This window comes from Cobetia amphilecti (assembly GCF_032923285.1).
In the GTDB taxonomy this organism is placed as follows: Bacteria; Pseudomonadota; Gammaproteobacteria; order Pseudomonadales; family Halomonadaceae; genus Cobetia; species Cobetia amphilecti.
Genome location: NZ_CP136695.1, coordinates 49,055 through 75,313 on the forward strand (window position 1 = coordinate 49,055; position 26,259 = coordinate 75,313).

At 61.1% G+C, this 26,259-nt stretch carries 17 protein-coding genes and 3 rRNA genes; 6 read left to right on the plus strand and 14 right to left on the minus strand.

The genetic code is table 11. The features are described from left to right. Positions 1-128 precede the first annotated feature (128 nt). Complete coding sequence (locus tag R1T44_RS00230) at positions 129-1,910, minus strand: lysophospholipid acyltransferase family protein (protein WP_317292352.1); 1,782 nt, start codon at positions 1,908-1,910, stop codon at positions 129-131. 212 nt (positions 1,911-2,122) lie between these two features. Here R1T44_RS00230 and R1T44_RS00235 point away from each other — a divergent pair, with 212 nt between their 5' ends. Further along, entirely contained in the window at positions 2,123-3,091 is a 969-nt protein-coding gene (locus tag R1T44_RS00235; RefSeq protein ID WP_043336555.1) for an NAD(P)H-quinone oxidoreductase, read from the plus strand. Positions 3,092-3,281: 190 nt separating this feature from the next. Here R1T44_RS00235 and R1T44_RS00240 read toward each other — a convergent pair whose 3' ends face one another. Continuing rightward, positions 3,282-3,782: a 3'-5' exonuclease gene (locus tag R1T44_RS00240; protein ID WP_043336558.1), complete on the minus strand. Its 501-nt coding sequence runs from the start codon at positions 3,780-3,782 to the stop codon at positions 3,282-3,284. Positions 3,783-4,048: 266 nt separating this feature from the next. After that, positions 4,049-4,534, minus strand: coding sequence for a tetratricopeptide repeat protein (locus tag R1T44_RS00245; protein WP_043336560.1), 486 nt, complete (start codon positions 4,532-4,534; stop codon positions 4,049-4,051). Positions 4,535-4,851: 317 nt separating this feature from the next. Here R1T44_RS00245 and R1T44_RS00250 point away from each other — a divergent pair, with 317 nt between their 5' ends. The 3 genes from R1T44_RS00250 to yaaA all read left to right on the plus strand — a co-directional run bounded on the left by R1T44_RS00250 (position 4,852) and on the right by yaaA (position 7,312). Beyond that, positions 4,852-5,883: an NADP(H)-dependent aldo-keto reductase gene (locus R1T44_RS00250; RefSeq protein WP_107335864.1), complete on the plus strand. Its 1,032-nt coding sequence runs from the start codon at positions 4,852-4,854 to the stop codon at positions 5,881-5,883. Positions 5,884-5,963: 80 nt separating this feature from the next. Further along, a complete protein-coding gene (locus R1T44_RS00255; protein ID WP_043336565.1) occupies positions 5,964-6,416 on the plus strand; it encodes a DMT family transporter in 453 nt (150 codons plus the stop codon). A 107-nt stretch (positions 6,417-6,523) separates the two neighbouring features. Further along, complete coding sequence (gene yaaA / locus R1T44_RS00260) at positions 6,524-7,312, plus strand: peroxide stress protein YaaA (RefSeq protein WP_317292353.1); 789 nt, start codon at positions 6,524-6,526, stop codon at positions 7,310-7,312. A 27-nt stretch (positions 7,313-7,339) separates the two neighbouring features. Here the strand turns inward: yaaA and R1T44_RS00265 are convergent, their stop codons facing one another. Continuing rightward, positions 7,340-7,945: an isochorismatase family protein gene (locus tag R1T44_RS00265; protein ID WP_317292354.1), complete on the minus strand. Its 606-nt coding sequence runs from the start codon at positions 7,943-7,945 to the stop codon at positions 7,340-7,342. Between the two features lie 74 nt (positions 7,946-8,019). Here R1T44_RS00265 and R1T44_RS00270 point away from each other — a divergent pair, with 74 nt between their 5' ends. Next, positions 8,020-8,919 carry a Tim44 domain-containing protein gene (locus R1T44_RS00270; protein ID WP_043336569.1) on the plus strand — a complete coding sequence of 300 codons (900 nt, stop codon included), beginning with the start codon at positions 8,020-8,022 and terminating at the stop codon, positions 8,917-8,919. Between the two features lie 780 nt (positions 8,920-9,699). Here R1T44_RS00270 and rrf read toward each other — a convergent pair. The 5 genes from rrf to ilvC all read right to left on the minus strand — a co-directional run bounded on the left by rrf (position 9,700) and on the right by ilvC (position 17,348). Further along, a 5S ribosomal RNA gene (rrf, locus tag R1T44_RS00275) occupies positions 9,700-9,815 on the minus strand. A 137-nt stretch (positions 9,816-9,952) separates the two neighbouring features. Then, positions 9,953-12,839, minus strand: a 23S ribosomal RNA gene (locus R1T44_RS00280). Positions 12,840-13,082: 243 nt separating this feature from the next. Further along, a 16S ribosomal RNA gene (locus tag R1T44_RS00285) occupies positions 13,083-14,623 on the minus strand. Together the 16S, 23S and 5S rRNA genes form the textbook arrangement of a ribosomal RNA operon. Positions 14,624-15,270: 647 nt before the next feature. After that, a complete protein-coding gene (pssA, locus tag R1T44_RS00290; RefSeq protein ID WP_043337235.1) occupies positions 15,271-16,122 on the minus strand; it encodes a CDP-diacylglycerol--serine O-phosphatidyltransferase in 852 nt (283 codons plus the stop codon). Positions 16,123-16,331: 209 nt separating this feature from the next. Continuing rightward, positions 16,332-17,348 carry a ketol-acid reductoisomerase gene (gene ilvC / locus R1T44_RS00295; protein WP_043337232.1) on the minus strand — a complete coding sequence of 339 codons (1,017 nt, stop codon included), beginning with the start codon at positions 17,346-17,348 and terminating at the stop codon, positions 16,332-16,334. 320 nt (positions 17,349-17,668) lie between these two features. On the opposite strand from ilvC, the gene ilvY reads away from it, so the two are divergent. Beyond that, entirely contained in the window at positions 17,669-18,598 is a 930-nt protein-coding gene (ilvY, locus tag R1T44_RS00300; RefSeq protein WP_317292355.1) for an HTH-type transcriptional activator IlvY, read from the plus strand. A 91-nt stretch (positions 18,599-18,689) separates the two neighbouring features. Here the strand turns inward: ilvY and ilvN are convergent, their stop codons facing one another. The 5 genes from ilvN to rluD form a co-directional block, all read right to left on the minus strand. Next, complete coding sequence (gene ilvN, locus R1T44_RS00305; protein ID WP_317292356.1) at positions 18,690-19,181, minus strand: acetolactate synthase small subunit; 492 nt, start codon at positions 19,179-19,181, stop codon at positions 18,690-18,692. Further along, entirely contained in the window at positions 19,181-20,905 is a 1,725-nt protein-coding gene (locus R1T44_RS00310) for an acetolactate synthase 3 large subunit (RefSeq protein WP_043337225.1), read from the minus strand. Before R1T44_RS00310 ends, ilvN begins: the two co-directional genes overlap by 1 nt. Positions 20,906-21,483: 578 nt before the next feature. Then, a complete protein-coding gene (gene clpB / locus R1T44_RS00315) occupies positions 21,484-24,132 on the minus strand; it encodes an ATP-dependent chaperone ClpB (protein WP_317292357.1) in 2,649 nt (882 codons plus the stop codon). Between the two features lie 294 nt (positions 24,133-24,426). Further along, entirely contained in the window at positions 24,427-25,203 is a 777-nt protein-coding gene (gene pgeF, locus R1T44_RS00320) for a peptidoglycan editing factor PgeF (protein WP_043337183.1), read from the minus strand. Positions 25,204-25,242: 39 nt separating this feature from the next. Next, on the minus strand, positions 25,243-26,196 hold the full coding sequence (rluD, locus tag R1T44_RS00325) for a 23S rRNA pseudouridine(1911/1915/1917) synthase RluD (RefSeq protein WP_054556942.1): 954 nt from the start codon (positions 26,194-26,196) through the stop codon (positions 25,243-25,245). Between the last annotated feature and the right edge of the window lie 63 nt (positions 26,197-26,259).

Genomic DNA, 26,259 nt, shown 5'->3' on the forward strand with positions numbered 1-26,259 from the left:
AGACGTAAGACCTGAGACCTGACAGCCTAGCGCGTCACTCCCCATCAAGCGCATGACGCCGGCGCCATGGGGAGTGACTCTGCGAGCGGCCGTCTCAGCTCAACGCGCTATCTCAGTAGGGCGCCACCTCAGTTCAGCGCCGTCTCACCAACAGCCTCAACGGCATCTTCCGAGGCGGCCTGCTGCTGAACGGGTTTGCCGATATAGCGCGCCCGTTTGCTGGCGGTGACCTGCTCGACATCGACCATCACCAGGCCGTCGATGCAGTAACCGAAATCGGCGTCGACACTGAAATCGAGGAAACGGGTGCCGCCGGGCTCGGTGACCTCGGCGTACTGCTTGTAGAGCGTCGGCACCGTCACGCCCATCGCATCCAGCTGGGCACGCAGGCGGCGGAAATCGCCATCGGCGTCTTGACCATCGAACAGGCGCTCCGCTTCATGGGCGGCGCTGCCCGGCACGCTCTGGGCGACCGGTGCCCGTGCGCGCGCCAGCCCCTCATCATCCCCGTAATAGTGACGGTAGTAGCTGACGATCAGTGCCCTGGCGGCCTCCGGATAGCTGTTGGAGAGCGTGACCGGGCCGAACAGCCAGCGAATTTCGGGATGACAGCGCAGATAGGCGCCCAGCCCCTGCCACAGGTAATCGAGGCTGCGCCGCCCCCAGTAACGCGGCTGCACGAAGCTGCGCCCCAGCTCCAGGCCGTCCTGCATGCGCTCGAACATCTCGGGCGTGAAGCGGAACAGGGTCGGGCTGTAGAGCCCCTTCTCGCCATGTGCCGCCATGATCTTGCGTACCTCTCCGATGCGATAGGCACCGGCGATCTCGAGATCGGCGTCATCCCACAGCACCAGATGCCGGTAGTGAGCGTCATAGCGATCGATATCACGCCGCTCGCCGGTGCCCTCGCCGACCCGCCGGAAACTGATCTCGCGCAGTCGCCCGATCTCGCGCATCACGCTGGAGCCGGGGAAGGCATCGAACAGATAGATCTTCTTGCCGTCGCGGGTCTCGCCCAGCAGTTCACAGGGCGTCAGTTCCTCACGCAGCGCCTGGCGCTCCTCGGGATGGCCGATGGCCTTCTCGGTCACGAACAGGCCACGCTTGCCGCGCCCGATGCGATACAGGTGCTTGCGCAGCAGACGCGTCTTGGCGTTGGTATTGAGGGCATCGCTGTCGAGGCGCTCCAGCGGGATCAGCTCGCCGATGCGCAGCTTGAGCTGCCGTTCGCGCTGACGAAACATCTCATGCGCCAGCAGAGGCGTGCCGAAGCTGCGGTTGATCGACGACAGCGCATAGAAGAGCGTCGAGTTGCGCCCGCTGACGTGGATAGGCAGCACCGGCGCGTTGGTCTTGCGCGCGAAATGCAGAAAACCCGACAGCCACTTGCCATCGCGTGGCCCGGTCGGGCCTGCACGCGAGACCTCGCCGGCCGGGAAGATGATCACGGCCTCTTCATTCATCAGCGCATCGCAGATCTGACCACTGCTCTTGCGATAGCCACGGCGACTGAGGTTGTCCAGCGGCAGCAGCAAGGGGGCCAGCGGCTCGACCTTCATCAGGATGTCATTGGCGACGATCTTGACGTCGCGGCGCACTTCGCCGACCAGCTTGAGCAGCGCGAGGCCATCCAGTGACCCCAGTGGATGGTTGGCGACGATGACGACACGCCCGTAGGCCGGAATGTTCTCGCGCTCCCGCGAGGACACCGAGTAGCCGAAGGAGAAGTGATCGAGCACGCGGTCAATGAAGTCGAAGCCGCGCTGGTCCGAGTTCTCGCCGAGGAAGGCATTGATCTCGCCCTCGTGTACCAGGCGCCGCAGCATGGCCAGAGCTGGCCGTCGAATCAGCGGGTGACGTTTGGCAAAGGCAGGATACTTGGCAGCGATGACGCGGGCAGTATCGATCATGCTCTCTCCTTGGCCGCACGGAGTGCGGAACGCGATGTCTGGATCATGGGGCTTGATATCACGTCAGGTTCGCGCCACTTCATGACAGATGCGTCACAGTCCCCGTACAGTGAGATGACAGTCGCCCACGTGGTCCGCGGCCGATGCGCCCCGGCACAGATATCATCCGCGTACGAACAGGCAGCGCGACTGCCACGCCAAGGAGAGAGCGAATGTTTGCGATAGCCGTCGAGAATGAATCACTGGTCTGGCAGGAAACCGAGGCCCCGCACGGGATCGCCTCGGATGAGGTGCGTATCGAGGTGGCCTGGGCCGGCGTCAACCGCGCCGACCTGATGCAGCGTGCCGGCCAATATCCGCCCCCCGAAGGTGCCAGTCAGATCCTGGGGCTGGAGGTCAGTGGCACCATTCGTGAGGTCGGCCGCCACGTCGAGCGCTTCAAGGTCGGTGATCCGGTCTGTGCGCTGCTGTCCGGTGGCGGCTATGCCGAGGAGGTGGTCGTCAACGCCCTGCAGGTGTTGCCGGTGCCGGAGGGCTATAGCCTGCGAGACGCCGCCGCCCTGCCGGAGATGTTCGCCACCGCCTGGCTGAACCTGTTCATCGAGGGCAACCTCAAGCACAAGGAGCGCGTGCTGCTGCACGCCGGTGCCAGCGGCATCGGTACCACCGCCATCCAGTTGTGCGGGCTGTTCGGGCATCCGTGCTTCGTGACCGTCGGTAGCCAGGAGAAGCTGGAGACCTGCCTGCGCCTCGGCGCGGATGCCGGCTGGAATCGCCACGATGGCAGCTTCGTCGAGGCCGTGAACGACTGGGGTGGCGCCGACATGATTCTCGACCCGGTGGGCGGCGGCTATCTGGCCGACAATCAGCAGGTGCTGAAACAGGATGGCCGCATGGTATTGATCGGCCTGATGGGCGGGCGCATGGATGAGCTGGATCTGGGTCGCATGCTGATGAAGCGTCAGCGCCTGATCGGCTCGACCCTGCGGTCGCGCTCCCCCGATGGCAAGGGCATGGTACTGGATGCGCTCTACGTGCATGTGTGGCCACGCCTGGCACGGGGTGAGCTGCGCCCGCATATCGACAAGAGCTGGCCGATCCAGGAAGCCGATGCCGCGCATGCCTATGTGCAGGACAACGCCAGCACCGGCAAGGTGTTGCTGGCGGTGACGGGCGCCTGAGCCTCGTCATGGCGCTGATGACATCAGCATGAAAAAAGCACCAGCATAAAAAAGCGGCAGCCCAGTGGGCTGCCGCTTTTTTGGCTTTATTGGCGCTATCTCGTGCTCACTGCTCCGCCTGACAACACCCGGCCTGACAGCAGTGTCGCTCATGCCGCCAGGCGTAGACCCCGAGGCATCCGGCGGAGGCTTATTCGCTTCGCCCGATCGACTGGGCTTTCTGCCAGGTGAGTTGCAGCAGACGGGCGTCATCTCCGGCGCGATGGCGCTGGATGCCGCCCTCGGCGATCACCGCTTCCTTGAGCTCCGCCCAGCAATTCAGTTGCTCCTCATCGAGCAGCCGCCTGAGCGCCTCGAGACGAAAGCGCGGCAGCATGCCGGCATGATAGAACAGCAGCGAGAGCCAGGTATTGTCGTAGCCCCAGCTGTCGCTGTAGGCGATTCCGGCCTCACCCAGCTCATCATTGACCCACTGCGCCACCTCACGCACTGGCCGCCCTTCGCGTGCCAGCCGTGCCCGTGAGATGCCGTGCAACAGCTCCGCCTTCGGGTCCCAATGCACCCACTCATCAAGAGGCTGTATCAGGAAGGCGCAACTGCTGCCGTCGGCACGCGCCAGCCCGATCTCGATCGGATAGCTACCACGGCCAAAGCCGGAGGCTTCAATATCGAGCAGAATAGGCAGCGTCACACGAATCTCCCAAGGTATCTCAGGCAGACAGGGCCCGGGCGAGAAGAGGTTGAATGTCCTCAGGTTACGGGAATTGCCCCCTGCTTGGCGAGTCCTGAGCGTGACGCTGTCAACGCAGGCATCAGGTCAATCTGCTCCATCACGCTGGCATCACGTTCAAGAGACGCGCGCGGGAGGGCCAGAGACGACAACGCCCTCACGAAGAGGGCGTTGTCAGTGGCAGCGAGGGCAGTACAGCAGCTGGTACATCAGGTCAGTACATCAGCTCAGTGCAGGTCTGCCTCACCACCCGTGCGGGCGTGGGCTTCCCACTGCTCGGCCTTGTGCGGGCAGACCGCCAGACCGAGGGAGCCTTCACGATAGGCACGCGCCAAGCGCTGGGCCGCGAGAGCATGGCGGCACTCGGCGGCACGTGCGTACCAGGTCACGGCCTTGGCCGGATCGCTCTGATACTGGGCACAGCCATACTCATAGATACGCGCCGCCTGATACTGGGCATGCACGTCACCGGCCTGTGCGGCCTTGATGACGAAACGCGCGCCCTTGGCCTTTTCCTGAGCGGAGTTGCCGCGCTGGAACAGCATGTGCCCGTACAATGACAACGCACCGGTGTGACCGGCATTGGCGCAGTGATTGAACAGACGCATGGTCAGACGATGCTTCTGCTGAGAGCCGGACAGCCAGGAGGCGTGGAACAGACGCTCCGCCAGGCGGTATTTCAGTCCAGTCATCAGGGTTGGGGCCTGCGGCATGACGAGTAACCTTGATACAGAATAAGAGGGGTGACGCCGTGTCCTGGCCCGATCCTGAGCCCGCGACGCTATTCTCCTTGCCAACACTGTCAGTTTGCCCTTGCGGGCGGCCTAGAAAGACTGCTCCCCTGACAGCGGGGCGCCAAGCATACTCGCGCAATCGGGGGGACTCAAGCCCGCCTTGTGGGTTTTTGTTACGCTGCTAATATGTGCGCCATCCTTGGGGTAAAGTACGCGCGCGAACCGCGCGCCACGCGCGTGCTGGAAGCACTCGTCCTGCCCGCTACATTGACACCTACCCGATAGGGGAATCCTGCATGCAACGTAGAGCTCTTGGCCGTACTGGCATCGACGTCAGTCTGCTATGCCTTGGCACCATGACCTTCGGCGAGCAGAACAGCGAAGCCGATGCCCACCAGCAGCTGGACCGCGCGCTCGACGCTGGCATCGACTTCATCGATACCGCCGAGATGTACCCGGTGCCCCCGAATGGCGAGACCCAGGGCCGTACCGAGGAATACATCGGCAGCTGGCTGGCGGCACGCGGCAATCGTGATCAGGTCAAGATCGCCACCAAGGTCACCGGCCCGGGCATGGATTACCTGCGCGGTGGTTCGCGCCTGACGCGTGAGCAGATCATCGCCGCCTGTGACGACAACCTGCGTCGCCTGGGCACCGATTACATCGACCTCTATCAGCTGCATTGGCCGGACCGCAAGACCAACTTCTTCGGCAAGCTGGGCTACCAGCCGACCGAAGAGGAAGACATGACGCCGCTGGAAGAAAGCCTGTCGGCCCTCGGCGAGCTGGTCACCGCCGGCAAGATTCGTGCCGTGGGTCTGTCCAACGAGACGCCGTGGGGCGTGATGCAGTGCCTGAACCTGGCCGAGCGCCTGAACCTGCCGCGCGTGGCCAGCGTCCAGAACCCGTACAACCTGGTCAACCGCAGCTTCGAAGTGGGCCTGGCCGAGTTCGCGCACCGCGAAGATGTCGGCCTGCTGGCCTACTCGCCGCTGGCCTTCGGCACACTGTCCGGCAAGTATCTGGACGGCGCCCGTCCGGAAGGCGCTCGCCTGACGCTGTTCGAGCGCTTCCAGCGCTACAACGCCGAGCCGGCTCAGCACGTCATCGCCTGCTACGTGGACATCGCGCGTCGTCACGGCCTGAACCCGGCCCAGATGGCTCTCGCCTTCGTCAACACTCGCCCGTTCCTGACCAGCAACATCATCGGTGCCACGACGATGACTCAGCTGGAAAGCAACATCAAAAGCCTCGAGGTGGAGCTGAGCGAGGAAGTGCTGGCCGAGATCGAGATGATCCACAACACCGCACCCAACCCGTGCCCCTGAATCGCCTCTGACCCGTAACGGATACACAACCCCGACAGGCCGGTCATCATGACCGGCCTGCTCGTGACCAAGGACCCCTCATGAATCCCGCTGAATTGAGCATGATCCTCATGGCTGTCGCCGCCGGTGCCATGATGCCGATTCAAGCTGGCGTCAATTCCACGCTGGCCCTGCAGACCCACAGTTCACTCATGGCTGCCATGGTCAGCTTCGTGGTCGGCTCGATCGCGCTGGTCGTCATCGTGCTGGCCATGCGCCTGCCCATGCCGGGCGTCGGCGCCCTGAAAGCGGCCCCCTGGTGGAGCTGGACCGGCGGCCTGCTGGGCGCCTTCTTCGTCGCGGCCAGCGTGATACTGGTGCCCAAGCTGGGCGCTGCCACCATGATGGCCACCTTTCTGGCGGGGCAGCTGACGGCCTCGGTGGTGCTGGACCACTTCGGCTGGGCGACCTTCCCGCAGCATGATCTTTCGCTGGGGCGCGTGGCAGGCGTGTTGCTGCTGTTCGCGGGGGTTTTCCTGATCCGCCGCTATTGATGCCTCTGGCGTCACGCAGTGCAATCTATGGCCCCGATAGTCCTGGCGGACTCGGGGCCATCTTGTCTGCCTGATATACTGAGACCTTTCCCTGCCAGGAGGTCTACATGCTGAGTGTGATTTCGCCCGCCAAATCGCTGGATTTCGACAGCGCCCCCGTGACCTCCCGTCATAGCCAACCCGATTTTCTCGAGCAGGCTCAACCGCTGATCGACATCCTGCGCGAGCAGTCGCCGCAGGACATCGCAAGCCTGATGAAGCTCTCCGACAAGCTGGCCGGCCTCAATGCCGCTCGCTTCCAGGAATGGCAGCCGCCCTTCACGCTAGATAATGCCAAACAGGCGGTGCTGGCCTTCCAGGGGGATGTCTATCAGGGCATGGCGGCGGATTCGTTCAGCGAGGAAGATTTTGAGCGCGCACAACGCAAGCTGCGCATTCTCTCCGGCCTCTATGGGCTGCTGCGCCCGCTGGATCTTATCCAGCCGTACCGTCTCGAGATGGGCACGCGTCTGAGCAACCCGGCCGGCAAGGACCTCTACGCCTACTGGCGCAAGACGCTGACTCCGGCACTTGAGCAGGCGGTGGAAGACAGCGGCACGCCGATACTGGTCAACCTGGCCTCCAATGAATACTTCAAGGCCATCGATGCCAAGGCGTTCCGCCACCGTATCGTGACGCCGGTCTTCAAGGACGAGAAGAATGGCCAGTCCAAGATCATCAGCTTCTACGCCAAGCGTGCACGCGGCCTGATGAGCGCCTGGATGCTCAAGCACGACATCGAGACAGCCGAGGACCTCAAGGACTTCGACGTGGCCGGTTATCGCTTCTCCAATGCCGCCTCTGAGGGCGATACGCTGGTCTTCACGCGCAGTGAGGCCGACGCGGCACGCGCCTGATACGTGACCGGCGGGTCACTTAACGCCTCATCCGCCCAGCCCCGGGAAAGTCAGGTGTTCTGCGGCACGCGGTTTGAGGTAACGGCGATGAATATCGCCGAACAGGACGTGATCTGCACACCCAAGCCATTCATACGCCACCATCTCGGCACTGACGACACTGGCGCCCGCGGCCTCGCAGCGGGCCACCCCCAGCGCCGCCTCCCGCGGGCGGCGACTGGCGACCCCATCGGCGACCAGCGCCACTCGATAGCCTGCGCCACACAGGGACAGCACGGTCTGCATCACACAGACGTGCGCCTCGGCACCACATATCACCAACTGGTCACAGCCACTCTGCTCCAATGCCTTGCGAAAGTCCTGCGCATCCAGCGCACTGAAACTGCGCTTGGTGAAGCAGCGGGTGCGCTCGCTCAGTAGATGCGTCATCGGAGCACTTGCGCCCAACTTGTCGGGACAGTGCTCGGTCAGCCAGACGGGAATTTCCAGCGCCTGGGCGATTCCGCCCAGCCAGATGGCACTGTTGATGGCCTCGGTTCCGCCACTCAGAACCGGCATCAGGCGAGCCTGGAAATCGATCAGCAACAACAATGATCGCCTCGCCATCAGGTGTTGAGACTTTTCGTCGTCCATTGGTCCTCCCACGACGATTCTAAGGCTAGAATGGAGCTTCCACTTACACGCTAGCGCATCCAAGGAGATCCCACATGCGCCATCTGTTCATCATGCTGATGGTCGGCTTGCTCGGCTTCGGTCTGAGCGTCGAACACGCAGAGGCCAAGCGCCTCGGCGGCGGCAAGAGTTTCGGTAGCTACTCACGATCCGCTGACAGCGGAAAATCCTCCAGCTCACTGTTTGGCAGCAACAAGGCCACCAACAGCAGCACCGCAGCGAAGTCCAAGCCCTCCAGCGGCCTGTCCAAGTTTGCCGGACCTCTGGCAGGCCTGCTGGCAGGCGGCCTGCTGGCATCGCTGTTCTTCGGCGGCGCCTTCGATGGTCTGCGCATGACAGACTTCCTGATCATCGCGGTGATCGCCTTCATCGCCTTCAAGTTCCTCAGCGCGCGCAAGAAGGCCGCCATGGCGAGCGGCGGGCCGGCAGGTAGTGGTGGTGGTTCCTCTACACGCCACGATGACCAGCCGCGCAATGTGCAGGCGCGTGAAGCGCATCAGCCGCAAGGCGAGTCGCTGGCTCCGGCCGGTGGTATCGGGGCAGGCCTGACAGGCGGTGCCCCGGCCAGCGAACCGGCCTGGTTCGACAAGGAGCAGTTCCTCGGTGGCGCCAAGGAACACTTCATGACGCTGCAGCGCGCCTGGGACAACAACGACCTGCCGCGCATTCAGGAGTACGTCACGCCAGAGCTCTACAATCTGCTGCGTGAAGAGCGCGCTCAGCAACCGGCCAACAACCGTACCGAAATCGTGCGTCTGTTTGCTGAACTGGGCAGCGTGCAGGAGATTGGCAAGCAGGCGGAAGCGACGGTCCTGTTCCATGGCGTGCTGGATGAAAATGGCGAGCAGAACGAGTTCAACGAGACCTGGCACCTGGTCCGTGAACTGCGTGATGGCGCCGACTGGCACATCCAGGGCATCGAGCAGAACAGCTAAGGCGCTCCTCTCACTGACGTGACCTTCACTCCGTGAGGGCCACATCAGATGCCAAAGCGGCCGGATGATCACTCATCCGGCCGCTTTTTTGTGTCTCGCTGCAGATGATCTACCAGGGCTTTGCAACAGCTCGCCGAAGACCACAAAGGCATCGCCCGAATGACAGGCATAAAAAAACCGGTCACTGGGGAAGTGACCGGCGGATAGGCTGCTCGACTGCAAGGCAGGAGCGCCAGATCGCAAAAAGTCTGCTGATGGGATAGCACAGACAAGTTTCTAAGCAAGGGAACGTCGAAACTCACATACTCAGAGTCGCCGATTGAGCTTTAGTTCAGACTGATCGTAAAAAACATGAGCAACCCTGAGGTGCAGAACCCGCGACGCCTGATCAGCTCCCACCATCAGCCGGCTGTACCCAAGGTTTCAGCAAGGCTTGCCTAGTCCTGGAAACTCCTCCTGCTCGACAAGCCCTTGTGGATAATTCAGGTGCCAGCTCCCAGATTCCGGTTGTCCACAGGCGGATCTCTGCGCGCTTCCCTTCCTCAGCAGGGCACCTTGCCCCCCTATGCACTGCCACAGACAGCACCGCCCCTGCAGCAAGGCGACAGGGGCGGTGCGGGACAAGTGCCTGACGAGCTTTTCATGACTGTCGTGGGGCGGCCATCCGCGACTCTTGCAGGGAGAAACTGTTCTAGCCGCATTCTTTCCTGAGCAGCACTTTTCCTGCGCACAAAGAGAACCGCCCCTGCAGCAAGGCTGCAGGGGCGGTTCGGGATAAGTGCCTGACGATGACCTACTCTCACATGGAGAAACTCCACACTACCATCGGCGCTAAGCGGTTTCACTTCCGAGTTCGGCATGGGATCGGGTGGTTCACGCTCGCTATGGTCGTCAGGCGAAACGGTGGCATCTTGCGATGCCTGAGTCTCGAGGCTTGTGGCCTCGTGACTCGCAATATGAATCATGCTGACCGATATGTCTCGATCCTGTCGCAATCCCGGCGGTTTGCCTGCGCAAACCCCTTGGGTGTTATATGGTCAAGCCTCACGGGCAATTAGTACTGGTTAGCTCAACACATTGCTGTGCTTCCACACCCAGCCTATCAACCTTGTAGTCTTCAAGGGCCCTTCAGGAGGCGCAAGGCCTCAGGGAAGTCTCATCTTGAAGGGGGCTTCCCGCTTAGATGCTTTCAGCGGTTATCCCGTCCGAACGTAGCTACCGGGCAATGCCATTGGCATGACAACCCGAACACCAGAGGTTCGTCCACTCCGGTCCTCTCGTACTAGGAGCAGCTCTTCTCAAACTTCCGACGCCCACGGCAGATAGGGACCGAACTGTCTCACGACGTTCTAAACCCAGCTCGCGTACCACTTTAAATGGCGAACAGCCATACCCTTGGGACCGACTTCAGCCCCAGGATGTGATGAGCCGACATCGAGGTGCCAAACACCGCCGTCGATGTGAACTCTTGGGCGGTATCAGCCTGTTATCCCCGGAGTACCTTTTATCCGTTGAGCGATGGCCCTTCCATACAGAACCACCGGATCACTAGAACCTACTTTCGTACCTGCTCGACGTGTCTGTCTCGCAGTCAAGCACCCTTATGCTCTTGCACTCAATGCACGATTTCCAACCGTGCTGAGGGTACCTTCGTGCTCCTCCGTTACTCTTTAGGAGGAGACCGCCCCAGTCAAACTACCCACCATACACTGTCCTCGATCCGGATAACGGACCTGAGTTAGAACGCCAATGATGTCAGGCTGGTATTTCAAGGTTGGCTCCACCGCATCTGGCGACGTGGTTTCAAAGCCTCCCAGCTATCCTACACAGACAACATCAGCATCCAGTGTAAAGCTATAGTAAAGGTTCACGGGGTCTTTCCGTCTAGCCGCGGGTACACAGCATCTTCACTGCGATTTCAATTTCACTGAGTCTCGGGTGGAGACAGCGTGGCCATCATTACGCCATTCGTGCAGGTCGGAACTTACCCGACAAGGAATTTCGCTACCTTAGGACCGTTATAGTTACGGCCGCCGTTTACCGGGGCTTCGATCAAGAGCTTCGCGTGAGCTAACCCCATCAATTAACCTTCCGGCACCGGGCAGGCGTCACACCCTATACGTCCGCTTGCGCGTTTGCAGAGTGCTGTGTTTTTAATAAACAGTTGCAGCCACCTGGTATCTTCGACCGGTAAGAGCTTACGGAGCAAGTCCTTCACTCGAACCGGTGCACCTTCTCCCGAAGTTACGGTGCCATTTTGCCTAGTTCCTTCACCCGAGTTCTCTCAAGCGCCTTGGTATTCTCTACCTGACCACCTGTGTCGGTTTGGGGTACGGTCGCATGTGATCTGAAGCTTAGAGGCTTTTCCTGGAAGCGTGGCATCGATGACTTCCTGACCGTGGTCAGTTCGTCTCGCATCTCGACCTCAGAGGAACCGGATTTGCCTGATTCCTCGGCCTACATGCTTTCACCAGGACAACCAACGCCTGGCTCACCTAGCCTTCTTCGTCCCCCCATCGCAACCACATCCGGTACGGGAATATTAACCCGTTTCCCATCGACTACGCGTTTCCGCCTCGCCTTAGGGGCCGACTCACTCTGCTCCGATTAACGTAGAACAGAAAACCTTGGTCTTCCGGCGGGGGAGTTTTTCACTCCCCTTATCGTTACTCATGTCAGCATTCGCACTCGTGATACCTCCAGCAGACTTCTCAATCCACCTTCATTGGCTTACACGACGCTCCTCTACCGCTCATCCATAAGGATGAACCCGTAGCTTCGGTACCTGATTTAGCCCCGTTATATCTTCCGCGCAGGCCGACTCGACTAGTGAGCTATTACGCTTTCTTTAAAGGATGGCTGCTTCTAAGCCAACCTCCTAGCTGTCTGAGCCTTCCCACATCGTTTCCCACTTAATCAGGATTTTGGGACCTTAGCTGACGGTCTGGGTTGTTTCCCTTTTCACAACGGACGTTAGCACCCGCTGTGTGTCTCCCACGCTGCACTCACTGGTATTCGGAGTTTGCCTCGGGTTGGTAAGTCGGGATGACCCCCTAGCCGAAACAGTGCTCTACCCCCAGCGGTGATACGTGAGGCGCTACCTAAATAGCTTTCGAGGAGAACCAGCTATCTCCGGGCTTGATTAGCCTTTCACTCCGATCCACAGCTCATCCCAGCATTTTTCAACATACTTGGGTTCGGGCCTCCAATTGATGTTACTCAATCTTCACCCTGGCCATGGATAGATCGCCCGGTTTCGGGTCTATACCCTGCGACTGGTCGCCCAGTTAAGACTCGGTTTCCCTACGCCTCCCCTATACGGTTAAGCTCGCCACAGAATATAAGTCGCTGACCCATTATACAAAAGGTACGCGGTCACACCACGAAGGTGCTCCCACTGCTTGTACGCATACGGTTTCAGGATCTATTTCACTCCCCTCGCCGGGGTTCTTTTCGCCTTTCCCTCACGGTACTGGTTCACTATCGGTCAGCCAGGAGTATTTAGCCTTGGAGGATGGTCCCCCCATGTTCAGTCAAGGTTTCTCGTGCCCCGACCTACTCGATTTCACGTGACTCAGACTTCGACTACGGGACTATCACCCTGTATCGTCAAGCTTCCCAGCTTGTTCGTCTGTCAGTTGTCACGCTTAAGGGCTGGTCCCCGTTCGCTCGCCGCTACTTGGGGAATCTCGGTTGATTTCTTTTCCTCCGGGTACTTAGATGTTTCAGTTCCCCGGGTTTGCCTCTATAGGTTATGTATTGGCCTATAGATACTCACCTGATGGTGAGTGGGTTTCCCCATTCGGAAATCGTTGGGTCGCAGGGTATTTGCCACCTCGCCAACGCTTATCGCAGGCTATCACGTCCTTCATCGCCTCTGGCTGCCAAGGCATCCACCGTATGCGCTTAATCGCTTGACCATATAACCCCAAGGGGTCTGTCAAGGATTACGAATCTGTCGGACCTCTCCGACATATCGTTTTGATAGACATGCGCTTGGCGCACACATCTATCGTCAGCATGATTCACATTGTTAAAGAGCGGCTGTTCAGAGAACAGTGAGAAGCGCGCTCTGATGAGCACGCTTGCCACTGCCGGCTAAGCCAGCAATAAGATCAGGTAATTCGTTGTGAGCACTTGCCGCGAGCGATAGACAGTGTCGATAAGGAGGTGATCCAGCCCCAGGTTCCCCTAGGGCTACCTTGTTACGACTTCACCCCAGTCATGAACCACACCGTGGTGATCGCCCTCCCGAAGGTTAGGCTAACCACTTCTGGTGCAGTCCACTCCCATGGTGTGACGGGCGGTGTGTACAAGGCCCGGGAACGTATTCACCGTGGCATTCTGATCCACGATTACTAGCGATTCCGACTTCATGGAGTCGAGTTGCAGACTCCAATCCGGACTGAGGCAAGCTTTATGGGATTGGCTCCACTTCGCAGTATTGCAACCCTTTGTACTTGCCATTGTAGCACGTGTGTAGCCCTACCCGTAAGGGCCATGATGACTTGACGTCGTCCCCACCTTCCTCCGGTTTGTCACCGGCAGTCTCCTTAGAGTTCCCGACATTACTCGCTGGCAAATAAGGATAGGGGTTGCGCTCGTTACGGGACTTAACCCAACATTTCACAACACGAGCTGACGACAGCCATGCAGCACCTGTCTCAGAGTTCCCGAAGGCACCAATCCATCTCTGGAAAGTCCTCTGGATGTCAAGGGTAGGTAAGGTTCTTCGCGTTGCATCGAATTAAACCACATGCTCCACCGCTTGTGCGGGCCCCCGTCAATTCATTTGAGTTTTAACCTTGCGGCCGTACTCCCCAGGCGGTCAACTTATTGCGTTAGCTGCGCCACTAAGTCCTCAAGGGACCCAACGGCTAGTTGACATCGTTTACGGCGTGGACTACCAGGGTATCTAATCCTGTTTGCTACCCACGCTTTCGCACCTCAGTGTCAGTGTCAGTCCAGAAGGCCGCCTTCGCCACTGGTATTCCTCCCGATCTCTACGCATTTCACCGCTACACCGGGAATTCTACCTTCCTCTCCTGCACTCTAGCCAAGCAGTTCCAGATGCCGTTCCCAGGTTGAGCCCGGGGCTTTCACACCTGGCTGACTTAGCCACCTACGCGCGCTTTACGCCCAGTAATTCCGATTAACGCTTGCACCCTCCGTATTACCGCGGCTGCTGGCACGGAGTTAGCCGGTGCTTCTTCTGCGAGTGATGTCTTTCCTCGGGAGTATTAGTCCCAAGGCGTTCTTCCTCGCTGAAAGTGCTTTACAACCCGAAGGCCTTCTTCACACACGCGGCATGGCTGGATCAGGCTTTCGCCCATTGTCCAATATTCCCCACTGCTGCCTCCCGTAGGAGTCTGGGCCGTGTCTCAGTCCCAGTGTGGCTGATCATCCTCTCAGACCAGCTACGGATCGTCGCCTTGGTGAGCCATTACCTCACCAACAAGCTAATCCGACATGGGCTCATCCGATAGCGCAAGGTCCGAAGATCCCCTGCTTTCTCCCGTAGGACGTATGCGGTATTAGCCTGAGTTTCCCCAGGTTGTCCCCCACTATCGGGCAGATTCCCATGCATTACTCACCCGTCCGCCGCTCGACGCCTCCTAGCAAGCTAGGATCGTTTCCGCTCGACTTGCATGTGTTAAGCCTGCCGCCAGCGTTCAATCTGAGCCATGATCAAACTCTTCAGTTGAAAGCTTGATAGTCTGTTAAGCAGACCAAACTTGGTTCAGAGTCAAACTTCTCGTGAGAGGCTTGCTCCGATATTTGGTGACCTTGTCACCACTCATCGGCAAGCGCTCACACGAATTACCTGATCAAATTTTTAAAGAGCGTCGCCGTTAAGCGAGGAGGCATATTCTACCCGGAACGCTTGAGAAGTCAAGCACTTGATGATGAGTCAGTCGACTGCCTCTAAGCATCATCAAGCGGTGAGGAGCATTGCTCGATCACCTGTTCCGTAAGGAGTGCGGCGTATTCTAGCGAATCGCCCGGGATTGTCAATCGATGACTTCGAAGCGGACTTCAAAAACCTCAAGCAAAACAATCACCTGCAAACCTCTTTCACCGCTGGTAACGCCATGCGTCCCCGGCAGCGGATGCGTACTTTACGCACGAACCGCCGTGAGGGCAAGGGCTTTTTCAAGAGATTGTCATTCTCGGGACATACGGGTGACATCTCTGCTCTGCCTTTCTCTTCTCTCCTCATTCTGCCTCTCTGTTCTTCTTGTCCTCGTCGCGCCGTTGCTTGCTGACATCTTCCCCTGGCCAGAAACACATTCGGCCCCGCCAGGTATGGCGGGGCCGAATATCGATCATCACACTGCTGGCAGCTGACGCTTACTTGTTGCCGCGCAGCTTGCGCCCCAGCGCCATGATCGGGCCACTGGCGACATAGCAACCGAACAGGCCCAGCAGCATCACGGACGGCTCCAGCGAGATGACCACGAAGGCCAGCACGATGGCGAGCAGCGCCACGAAGGGCACCGGCCCCTTGAGGTCGATTTCCTTGAAGCTGTAATAGCGGATGTTCGACACCATCAGGATACCGGCAGCCGCGACCACGAAGACCATCAGCGACTTGAAGGCGAAGGTCTCGGCGTCGAAGTTGTGCATGGTCCATACGCAGCCGGCCACGAGTGCCGCCGCTGCCGGGCTCGGCAGACCGATGAACCACTTCTTGTCGGTGGAGCCGATCTGGACATTGAAGCGCGCCAGACGCAGCGCAGCGCCTGCCACGTAGACGAAGGCGGCGATCCAGCCGATCTTGCCGACATCCTGCAGAATCCAGCTGAAGGTGACCAGCGCCGGCGCCACGCCGAAGGACAGCATGTCCGCGAGGCTGTCGTACTCGGCACCGAAGGCGCTCTGGGTGTTGGTCAGGCGCGCCACACGACCGTCCAGGCCGTCGAGCACCATCGAGACGAAGATGGCGATGGAGGCGTTGGCAAACTCCCCGTTCAGCGCACACACCACAGCGAAGAAGCCGGAGAACAGCGCGGAGGTGGTGAACAGGTTGGGCAGCAGATAGATACCACGCCGACGAACGGGCTTGCCGTCCTCGATGGCTTCTTCCACGACTTCGCTGTCGTCGGTGAACTCCTCCACTACCTTGTCCAGCACTGAACTGCTGCGGCGTGTCTGTGCTTCGGGGGCTTCTTCTGCGCCGGGATGTCGATTTTCGTCTGTCATGGGATTCCTTGCATCATGCCTCGTCGTGGCAGGGTAACCACATTCTACACCTGCCAGTGAGCGCGAATAGTGGTGACACCCTAGCGGCCTCACCGTCGACTGTCACTTCCCTCTCCCATTCGATAGCGCTTATAGAGCAACAACGCAAGCGGGGCGCCCTCCTGATGGAGAGCGCCCCGCTCATTTCACGCCGGATCCAATAGCCAGGATCAGTTACGTGACTTGTCGACCAGCTGGTTGGCAGTGATCCACGGCATCATGCCGCGCAGCTTCTCACCAGTCTGCTCGATCGGATGCTCGGCGTTCTGGCGACGACGGGCCGTCATGGACGGGTAGTTGGTGTTGCCTTCCTGGATGAACATCTTGGCGTATTCACCGCTCTGGATGCGCTTGAGTGCATTGCGCATGGCGACACGGGACTGCTCGTTGATGACTTCGGTGCCGGTCACGTACTCGCCATACTCCGCATTGTTGGAGATGGAGTAGTTCATGTTGGCGATGCCACCTTCGTACATCAGGTCGACGATCAGCTTGAGCTCGTGCAGACACTCGAAGTAGGCCATTTCCGGTGCGTAGCCCGCTTCGGTCAGGGTCTCGAAGCCCATCTTGACCAGCTCGACCGCGCCACCACACAGGACAGCCTGCTCACCGAACAGATCGGTTTCGGTCTCGTCCTTGAAGGTGGTCTCGATGATGCCGGTACGGCCGCCGCCGACGCCTGCCGCGTAGGACAGTGCGATGTCCTTGGCCTGGCCAGTCGCATCCTGGTGGATGGCGATCAGGTCCGGGATACCGCCGCCCTTCACGAACTCGGAACGCACGGTGTGACCCGGTGCCTTCGGCGCGATCATGATGACGTCGAGGTCAGCACGCGGCACGACCTGGTTGTAGTGGACGTTGAAGCCGTGAGCGAAGGCCAGGGTCGCGCCCTGCTTCAGGTTCGGTTCCACCTGGTTCTCGTAGATGGCCTTCTGGTTCTCGTCCGGCGCCAGGATCATGACCAGGTCGGCAGCCTTGACCGCTTCCTCGACTTCAGCAACCTTCAGGCCAGCCGCTTCGGCCTTGGCCCAGCTGGAGGAAGAGCGACGCAGGGCTACGGTGACGTCGACGCCGGATTCCTTCAGGTTGTTCGCGTGGGCGTGGCCCTGGGAACCGTAACCGAGGATGACCACTTTCTTTCCCTGGATGAGGGAGAGGTCACAATCCTTGTCGTAATAGAGTTTCATCGTCATTGCTCCTGGCGGCTCACCCCGTCAGCGGGATGGCGTGAGATCTTGAAAGAGTGTCTGTTGTTCTTGCGACCCTTCCCGCGAGGGAAAGGCGTATGACAGTGTCCAGCGCCGACGGCCATCTGTCTCGGCCGCTCTGCGTCCTGGGGAGGTCGTGCGCCTTGGATCAAGGTCTGCCGTCCTCCTCCTGCGCGGCGATGAGTCCACCTTACCTGCACCTCGACATTGCGTAAAATGCTATATTTGCACCATCATATGCCATATTACGCAACGCGGGGCATTTCCCCCATCAGCACTCACCGACAGCGGACTCCGGCATGGACAATCGTCAACTCAAGCAATTCCTGACCCTCGCCGAAACGCTGCATTTCGGGCGCGCCAGCACTGCCTGCCACCTGAGCGCCTCTGCCCTGTCACGCGCCATCCGGGCCATGGAGGAGGAGCTGGGCGTCAGCCTGTTCGAACGCGACAACCGCAGCGTCGCGCTGACACCGGCGGGTGAACGCTTCCGTCGTCATGCTCGCGAACTCCTGAGTCAGTGGGATGACATTCGCCAGTCACTGCTGGAAGACAGCGATGAACTGCGCGGCGAGCTCTCCCTGTATTGCTCGGTGACCGCCAGCTACAGCTTTCTCTACGAGATTCTGGCCACCTTCCGTGTCCGCCATCCGCATGTAGAGCTCAAGCTGCATACCGGTGACCCCGCCGTGGCATTGGAGCGCGTCCTGATGGGCCACGAGGACCTGGCGATCGCCGCGCGCCCCGACGTGCTGCCTTCCCGACTCGCCTTCACCGACTTCGCCGAGTCGCCGCTGCGCTTCATTGCCCCGCGTCGTGATGGCCCCGGCCAGCAACTGGAAGGCATCGGCGAGGCGGACGATTCGGCGGCGGGCGACGACCACATCGACTGGACGCGCGTGCCGATGATCCTGTCGGAGACCGGCCTGGCGCGCGAGCGCTTCGATGCCTGGTGCCATACACGCGGCATCAAGCCTCGCCTGTATGCCCAGGTCGCCGGCAACGAGGCCATCGTCAGCATGGTCGGACTGGGCTTCGGGATCGGCGTGGTGCCACAGATCGTGCTCGACAATTCGCCGCTGGCCGACCAGGTGCGCATCCTTGATGTCGATCCGCCGCTGACCCCCTACAAGGTCGGCCTGTGCGTACAGGAAAAACGCCTGCGTCACCCGCTGGTGCGCGCGTTGTGGGAGCAACTACCCGGCTCGCCGCAGCGCCCCGCTGACTGATACCTGGTAGCGAGCCAACGAAAATGGCACAGCAACGAAAACGGCGCCCCGAGGGGCGCCGTTCTTGTCTTGCGATTCCACCACCACCGTCTTACAGGCTCAATACCTTCTCACCGCGGGCAATGCCGGAGACACCGGTACGTGCCACTTCCAGCACGCCCACCGGCTGCATCGCCGCCAGGAAGGCATCCAGCTTGCCACCGTCGCCGGTGATCTGGATGGTGTAGAGGCTCGGCGTGATGTCGACGATCTGGGCACGGAAGATGTCCGCCGTGCGCTTGATCTCGTCACGCTGGGCGCCCAGCGCCTTGACCTTGACCATCATCAGCTCGCGCTCGATGTGGCTGCCCTCGGTGAGATCCACCAACTTGACCACATCCACCAGCTTGTTGAGGTGTTTGGTGATCTGCTCGATGACGCGATCTTCACCGACCGTGGTGACGGTCAGACGGGACAGGGTCGCGTCTTCGGTCGGGGCCACGTTGAGGGTCTCGATGTTGAAGTTGCGCTGTGAAAACAGGCCGACGACCCGTGACAGCGCGCCCGGTTCGTTTTCCATCAGAATGGAGATGATATGGCGCATCAGGTCCGCTCCGTCTTCGTAAGCAGCATGTCACGCATGGAGCCGAGAGGCACCTGCATCGGGTAGACGTGTTCACGCGGGTCGACATAGATGTCGAGGAACACCAGCTCGTCCTTGTTGCGGAAGGCTTCTTCCAGCGCAGGCTCGAGCTCCTCCACCGTGTGCACCTTGATGGCACGGAAGCCATAGGCACCCGCCAGCTGCACGAAGTCAGGCAGCGACTCCATATAGGAATGCGAGTGACGGGACTTGTAGTTCAGGTCCTGCCACTGACGCACCATGCCCAGCGACTGGTTGTTGAGGTTGATGATCTTGACCCCGATCCCGTACTGCTTACAGGTCGAGAACTCCTGCATCATCATCTGGAAGCTGCCTTCACCGGTGAACAGCACCACATCGTCTTCCGGGTAGGACATCTTGATGCCCATGGCCGCCGGGAAACCGAAGCCCATGGTGCCCAGGCCGCCGGAGGTGATCCAGCGGTTGGGGCGCTGGAACTTGTAGTACTGGGCGGCGAACATCTGGTGCTGACCGACATCGGTGGCAACGAAGGCTTCACCACGCGTCGCACGGTGCACGGCTTCCACCACCTGCTGCGGCTTGAGCGGCTCACCCGGGGCGGACGGCTCATACAGCTTGCCTTCACGCTCGGCACGCCAACCATCGATCTGGGACCACCAGGCCTCCAGTGCATCGGGGTTGGCCAGTTCACGGCCCTGCACCAGGCTGATCATCTCGTTGATCACGGCATCGGCTGGACCGACGATCGGCACATCGGCGCGCACGGTCTTGGAAACCGAGCTCGGGTCGATGTCGACGTGGATGATCTTGGCCGTCGGGCAGAACTTCGAGGTGTTGTTGGTCACGCGGTCATCGAAGCGCGCACCGATGCAGATGATCAGATCGGTGTGGTGCATGGCATTGTTCGACTCGTAGGAGCCGTGCATGCCGGGCCAGCCCAGACATTGCCGATCGCCCTGCGGGTAGGCACCGATGCCCATCAGCGAGGTGGTGATCGGGAAGTTGAGGCGGCGCACCAGGTCAGTCAGCGCTTCGCTGGCACGCCCGGACACCACACCACCGCCGGTGAAGAACAGCGGGCGACGTGCCTTGAGCATCAGCTCGACGGCTTTCTTGATCTGGCCACTGTGGCCACGGGTGACCGGGCTATAGGAGCGCATGCGTACCTTCTTGGGGTAGCTGTACTCATAGCGTTCGGTCGGGGCGGTCATGTCCTTCGGGATATCGATGACGACCGGCCCCGGGCGACCACTGGAGGCCAGATAGAAGGCCTTCTTGATCACCTCGGGAATCTCGCTCGGGTGCTTGATCGAGAAGCTGTGCTTCACGATCGGGCGGGTCACACCGACGATGTCGGTTTCCTGGAAGGCGTCTTCACCGATCAGGTGGCTGGCGACCTGACCACACAGCACGACCATGGGGATCGAGTCCATGTAGGCCGTGGCGATACCGGTGACGGCATTGGTCGCGCCCGGGCCTGAGGTGACCAGCACCACACCCGGCTTGCCGGAGGCGCGCGCGTAACCATCGGCGGCGTGGGTCGCGGCCTGCTCGTGACGGACCAGAATGTGCTGGACCTTGTCCTGGCGGAACAGGGCGTCATAGATATGCAGCGCCGCTCCACCGGGATAGCCGTAAATATATTCCACGCCCTCGTCATGCAGGGCGCGGGCGATCATGTCAGCGCCGGAAAGCAATTCCACTTGGTTATTCTCCCCTGGAGGTCTCGAGTGCGTCCGGCGGCAATGCGCAAGCCGGATCGAGTGCGACCTGAATGTCGCTACCGCAGAAATTGCGGCACCTGATGCCAAACCCTGGCGTCTGCGGCCCGGTTAGGGCCTGCACTCTTGTCGCATCGGTTGGATGCGGTCGGGGCTGATGGCCGGTCGGTACGGTTGGCGTACCCGGACCGGCGTATCCTTTGACAGGCGGACAGCGACTCAGCGTCTGTCCTTCACGCGGCGCTTCGAGGGTCGCCCGAATGGCCGCGCCCGCAATCAGGAATGGTCAAGAGTCCAACAGCCGCAAGGGGCTGTCAACTCAACCTTACGCCAGTGTGCGCCGCCTGCGCCAAATGCCACACCGATAACAACGAATCCGGCCATAAGCATGCGTAAAACCTCACCAATGGCGATAAATTCGCAATTTTCTGCCTCGTGAATTTCAGCCTGCCTCACGCCGGGTTGTCTTTTTGCGCCCGGGCGGCAGACACGAAAACGCCCCACCGCAAGCGGAAGGGCGTGCTTCCGTCACGGTGGGGCGTCACTCACGGGCGCACGAATCAGCGCGTGAAGGTCAGCTCCCCGCCCTCTTCGCCGACACGGATGACGTCACCGGGCACGAAGTCGCCGCCCAGCAGGGCCTGGGCCAGCGGGTTCTCGATGCGGCTCTGGATGGCGCGTTTGAGTGGGCGAGCGCCATAGACCGGATCGAAGCCGGCCTTGGCCAGCAAGGCCATCGCCGGGTCGGTGATCTCGAAGCCGAGATCACGCTCGGCCAGACGCGCCTTGAGACGCTCAAGCTGAATGCCCGCGATGGAGGCGATCTGCGCCTGTCCCAGCGCGTGGAACACGACCACTTCATCGATGCGGTTGATCAGCTCCGGACGGAAGTGATTGCCGACGACTTCCATCACCGCCGTCTTCATGTCGTCGTACTGGAAGGCCGCCTTGCGCTCGGCACGCTCGTCGGCGCTTTCCGTACTGCCCTCGTCTTCCGCCAGCTCGCCATTGAGGCCGCTCATGCGCTGGATCATTTCCGAGCCCAGGTTGGAGGTCATCACGATCACGGTATTGCGGAAGTCGACGGTGCGCCCCTGACCATCGGTCAGGCGGCCATCTTCCAGCACCTGCAGCAGGATGTTGAAGACATCCGGATGCGCCTTCTCGACCTCGTCGAGCAGCAGCACGGAGTACGGCTTGCGGCGCACGGCCTCGGTCAGATAGCCGCCCTCTTCATAGCCGACATAGCCGGGAGGCGCGCCGATCAAGCGAGCCACGGAGTGCTTCTCCATGAACTCGGACATGTCGATGCGCACCATCGCCTCTTCGGTGTCGAACAGGAAGTTGGCCAGTGACTTGCAGAGCTCCGTCTTGCCGACACCGGTCGGGCCGAGGAACAGGAAGGAGCCGTTGGGACGATTCGGATCGGACAGCCCAGCGCGTGAGCGACGCACCGCATTGGACACCGCGATCACCGCCTCGTCCTGGCCGATCACCTTCTCGTGCAGCGCCTCTTCCATGCGCAGCAGCTTGTCACGCTCGCCTTCGAGCATCTTGGCGACCGGAATGCCGGTCCAGCGCGAGACGACCTCGGCAATCTCCTCCTCGGTGACATTGGAGCGCAGCAGCACGTGGGCGGAGGTATCCGCCTCGCCGTCGCCGGCTTCGCTGATCTGCTTCTCGAGCCCCGGGATCACGCCGTACTGCAGTTCCGACATGCGGCTGAGGTCACCGGCGCGGCGCGCCTGCTCCAGATCGATACGCGCCTGTTCCAGCTCGGCCTTGAACTGGGCCGCGCCCTGGATGCTGGACTTCTCGGCCTTCCAGACCTCATCGAGGTCGGCGTATTCCCGCTCCAGCTCCGAGATCTGGTCCTCAAGCGCCCCGAGACGCTTGAGCGCCGCCTCGTCGGTTTCCTTCTTGAGCGCTTCACGCTCCATCTTGAGCTGGATCAGGCGGCGGTCGAGACGGTCCATCTCCTCCGGCTTGGAATCCAGTTCCATGCGGATACGTGACGCGGCCTCATCGATCAGGTCGATCGCCTTGTCCGGCAGCTGACGGTCCGTGATGTAGCGCGAGGACAGCCGTGCGGCGGCAATGATGGCGCTGTCGGTGATGTCGACCCCGTGGTGCACCTCGTAGCGCTCCTTCAGGCCACGCAGGATGGCGATGGTGTCTTCCTCGCCGGGCTGGTCGACCTGTACCTTCTGGAAGCGGCGCTCAAGTGCGGCGTCCTTCTCGATGTACTGACGATACTCGTCAAGCGTAGTGGCACCGACACAGTGCAGCTCGCCACGCGCCAACGCCGGCTTGAGCATGTTGCCGGCATCCATCGCGCCTTCGGCCTTGCCCGCGCCGACCATGGTGTGCAGCTCGTCGATGAACAGGATGACCTGGCCTTCTTCCTGCGCCAGCTCCTTCAGCACCGACTTGAGGCGCTCCTCGAATTCGCCGCGGAACTTGGCCCCCGCCAGCAGCGAGCCCATGTCGAGAGACAGCACGCGCTTGTTCTTGAGGCCTTCCGGCACCTCGCCATTGACGATACGACTGGCCAGCCCCTCGACGATGGCGGTCTTGCCGACGCCGGGCTCACCGATCAGCACCGGGTTGTTCTTGGTGCGACGCTGCAGCACCTGGATCGTGCGGCGAATTTCCTCGTCACGCCCGATCACCGGGTCGAGCTTGCCATCCCGCGCACGCTCGGTGAGATCCAGGGTGTACTTGTTGAGCGCCTCGCGATTGTTCTCGGCATCGGCATCGCCCACGGCTTCGCCACCGCGCAGTGCATCGATGGCGGAGGTCAGGGCGGGCTTCTTGATGCCCGAGGAGGTGAACAGCTTGCCCAGATCACCACCCAGCTCCAGCGCGGCCAGCAGCGCGAGCTCGGAGGCGATGTATTGATCGCCGCGCTTCTGCGCTTCACGATCGGCCAGATTCAGAAGCTTGCCGAGGGCCTGCGAGGGCGCGACATTACCGTCGAACTGGGACACGGTGGGCAGGTCATCCAGCTGGCGCTTGAGGCCGCTCATCAGGCTGGAGGCATCGCCGCCCGCCTTGTTGACCAGTGCCTTGAGGCCGCCATCGCGGTCTTCCAGCAGTGCCAGCAGCAGATGCTGCGGGTGAATTTCATTGTGGCCTCGCCCGACGGCGAGCGACTGGGCATCCGCCAGAGCGTTCTGCAGCTTGCTGGTGAGTTTGTCGATGCGCATGGTGCCTTCTCCTGAGAGTCATGGCGGTACTCCTTTTCTCAGGAGCTTCGCCTGTAACATTTCGTATCTGACTCTCAAGATGGGGGCTGGCGCACGGCTTTCAAGGCAGGATTCGCCGCGCTGCAGCATGTTGTGGCATTTGCCTGATCCAGGTCAGATTCCCGCCACCACGACGACGTTCCGCCGCTCTCGCCGGTCATCACCTTTGCCACACACAGAAACGCCCCGCCAACCTGAGATATCAGGTCAACGGGGCGCTTGTAGATGCTGCATGTCAATGCGCTGATCAGCGCCTCAGCGCAGCCAGATCACCGTGGCGAGGCGTCCGGTCACGCCATCATCCCGCCGGTGGGAATAGAAGCGGGATTCAGAGGCGGTACAGAAGTGGCCGCCACTGACATGACCGACCCCGGCACGCTCGAGACGCAGGCGTGCCAGCTTGTAGAGATCACCCATGTAGTGACCGAGCCGGTAGGGGCTGGCCTCGAAGGCGTCATCGGCCTCAGGCAAGTCCGCGATGAAGGCGTCACGCACCTCGGGGCCGACCTCGAACTGCGCATTGGAGATCGCCGGGCCCAGCCAGGCCATCAGCTCGCCGGGGTCATCACCGAGACGCTCGATGGTGGCTTCCAGCACGCCTTCGACCAGCCCGCGCCAACCCGCATGCGCCACGCCGACGCGCGTGCCCTGCCGATCACAGAACAGCACCGGCAGGCAGTCCGCCGTCATCACCACACAGGCCTGCCCGGTACCGGTACTGATGCAGGCATCCGCCCGTGGCGGGGCATCCGGCCGGTCTTCGGCGTGGCAGACATCGAAGGCATCCACCACCTGAGTGCCGTGCACCTGATCCAGCCACGCCAGCGGACGACCGTCATCGACCTCCGCGGCGAGCAGCTCACGCACCTGCGCCACCATCGCCGGGTCATCGCCGACATGCAGCGCCGGATTGAAGCCGGCATACGGCCCCTGGCTGGGGCCGCTCTCACGCGTGGTCACGAAGGCCTGCACCGGGCTCGGCGCGGGCCAGTCCGGCAGTATCAGGGTCGGGCGTAGACTCTCGTCGTGCATAACCTCTCCTTGTGCGGCGTGTCGCGCGAGCCTGCCGCCTCAGCGAGCGATGTCTTCCTTGAGATAGTCGATCAGCACCAGCATGTCGCCCGGCATCTCGGCGCGGAATTCGACTTCCTTGCCCGTGATCGGGTGGATGAAGGCGAGACGACGGGCATGCAGTGCCTGACGCGGGAACTGACGCAGCAGCTCCTTGAGCGGGTCACTGGCCCCCGGCGGCAGCTTCAGACGCCCGCCGTAGACCGGGTCTCCGACCAGCGGATAGCGCTGGTGCGCCATGTGCACGCGAATCTGGTGGGTACGCCCGGTTTCCAGCTTGCAGCGGATATGGGTGTGACCCCGGAAACGCTCCACCACGCGGAAGTGGGTAACCGCCGGCTTGCCACTGTGAGTGACGGCCTGACGCTTGCGGTCCTTGGGGTGACGCCCGATGGGCGCATCCACGGTGGCACCGGAGGTCAGCACGCCCGTGACGACGGCATCGTACTCGCGCGACACGGTACGGGCCTGCAGCTGCTCGACCAGGTCCGCCTGGGCGGTCAATGACTTGGCCACCACCATCAGTCCGCTGGTGTCCTTGTCGAGACGGTGCACGATGCCGGCACGCGGCATCATGGAATTGCCCGGACAATGATGCAGGATGGCGTTGAGCAACGTGCCATCGTGGTTGCCCGCGCCCGGGTGCACGACCATGCCGTGCTCCTTGTTGATGACCAGCACGTCGTCGTCTTCATAGACGATCTCGAGCTCGATATCTTCCGGCTCGTGGCTGACTTCCTCTTCAAGCTCGGCGGTCAGGGCCAGACGTTCACCGCCATAGACCTTCTCGCGGGGTTTGACGGCGGCACCGTCGAGGGTCAGCGCACCGGTCTTGATCCAGTGCTTGAGACGCTCGCGGGAATAGTCGGAGAAGATCTCGGCGCAGGCCTGATCAAGGCGCATGCCAATCATCGCCTCCGGGATCCGCTCTTCGCGGTTGATGGTGTCTGCCATATTGCTCTCTGAGGCCGTTTCGCACGAAAGGGCCTTTGCTTTATAGTGAGTGCGGATCGGCGG

Bases quoted from the DNA above. Each gene is read 5' to 3' on its own strand.
- pssA (WP_043337235.1), bottom strand. From the start codon at position 16,122: ATGACAGACGAAAATCGACATCCCGGCGCAGAAGAAGCCCCCGAAGCA.
- R1T44_RS00255 (WP_043336565.1), top strand. From the start codon at position 5,964: ATGAATCCCGCTGAATTGAGCATGATCCTCATGGCTGTCGCCGCCGGT.
- ilvN (WP_317292356.1), bottom strand. From the start codon at position 19,181: ATGCGCCATATCATCTCCATTCTGATGGAAAACGAACCGGGCGCGCTG.
- ilvY (WP_317292355.1), top strand. From the start codon at position 17,669: ATGGACAATCGTCAACTCAAGCAATTCCTGACCCTCGCCGAAACGCTG.
- R1T44_RS00230 (WP_317292352.1), bottom strand. From the start codon at position 1,910: ATGATCGATACTGCCCGCGTCATCGCTGCCAAGTATCCTGCCTTTGCC.
- R1T44_RS00250 (WP_107335864.1), top strand. From the start codon at position 4,852: ATGCAACGTAGAGCTCTTGGCCGTACTGGCATCGACGTCAGTCTGCTA.
- ilvC (WP_043337232.1), bottom strand. From the start codon at position 17,348: ATGAAACTCTATTACGACAAGGATTGTGACCTCTCCCTCATCCAGGGA.
- rluD (WP_054556942.1), bottom strand. From the start codon at position 26,196: ATGGCAGACACCATCAACCGCGAAGAGCGGATCCCGGAGGCGATGATT.
- pgeF (WP_043337183.1), bottom strand. From the start codon at position 25,203: ATGCACGACGAGAGTCTACGCCCGACCCTGATACTGCCGGACTGGCCC.
- R1T44_RS00265 (WP_317292354.1), bottom strand. From the start codon at position 7,945: ATGGACGACGAAAAGTCTCAACACCTGATGGCGAGGCGATCATTGTTG.
- yaaA (WP_317292353.1), top strand. From the start codon at position 6,524: ATGCTGAGTGTGATTTCGCCCGCCAAATCGCTGGATTTCGACAGCGCC.
- R1T44_RS00235 (WP_043336555.1), top strand. From the start codon at position 2,123: ATGTTTGCGATAGCCGTCGAGAATGAATCACTGGTCTGGCAGGAAACC.
- R1T44_RS00245 (WP_043336560.1), bottom strand. From the start codon at position 4,534: ATGCCGCAGGCCCCAACCCTGATGACTGGACTGAAATACCGCCTGGCG.
- clpB (WP_317292357.1), bottom strand. From the start codon at position 24,132: ATGCGCATCGACAAACTCACCAGCAAGCTGCAGAACGCTCTGGCGGAT.
- R1T44_RS00270 (WP_043336569.1), top strand. From the start codon at position 8,020: ATGCGCCATCTGTTCATCATGCTGATGGTCGGCTTGCTCGGCTTCGGT.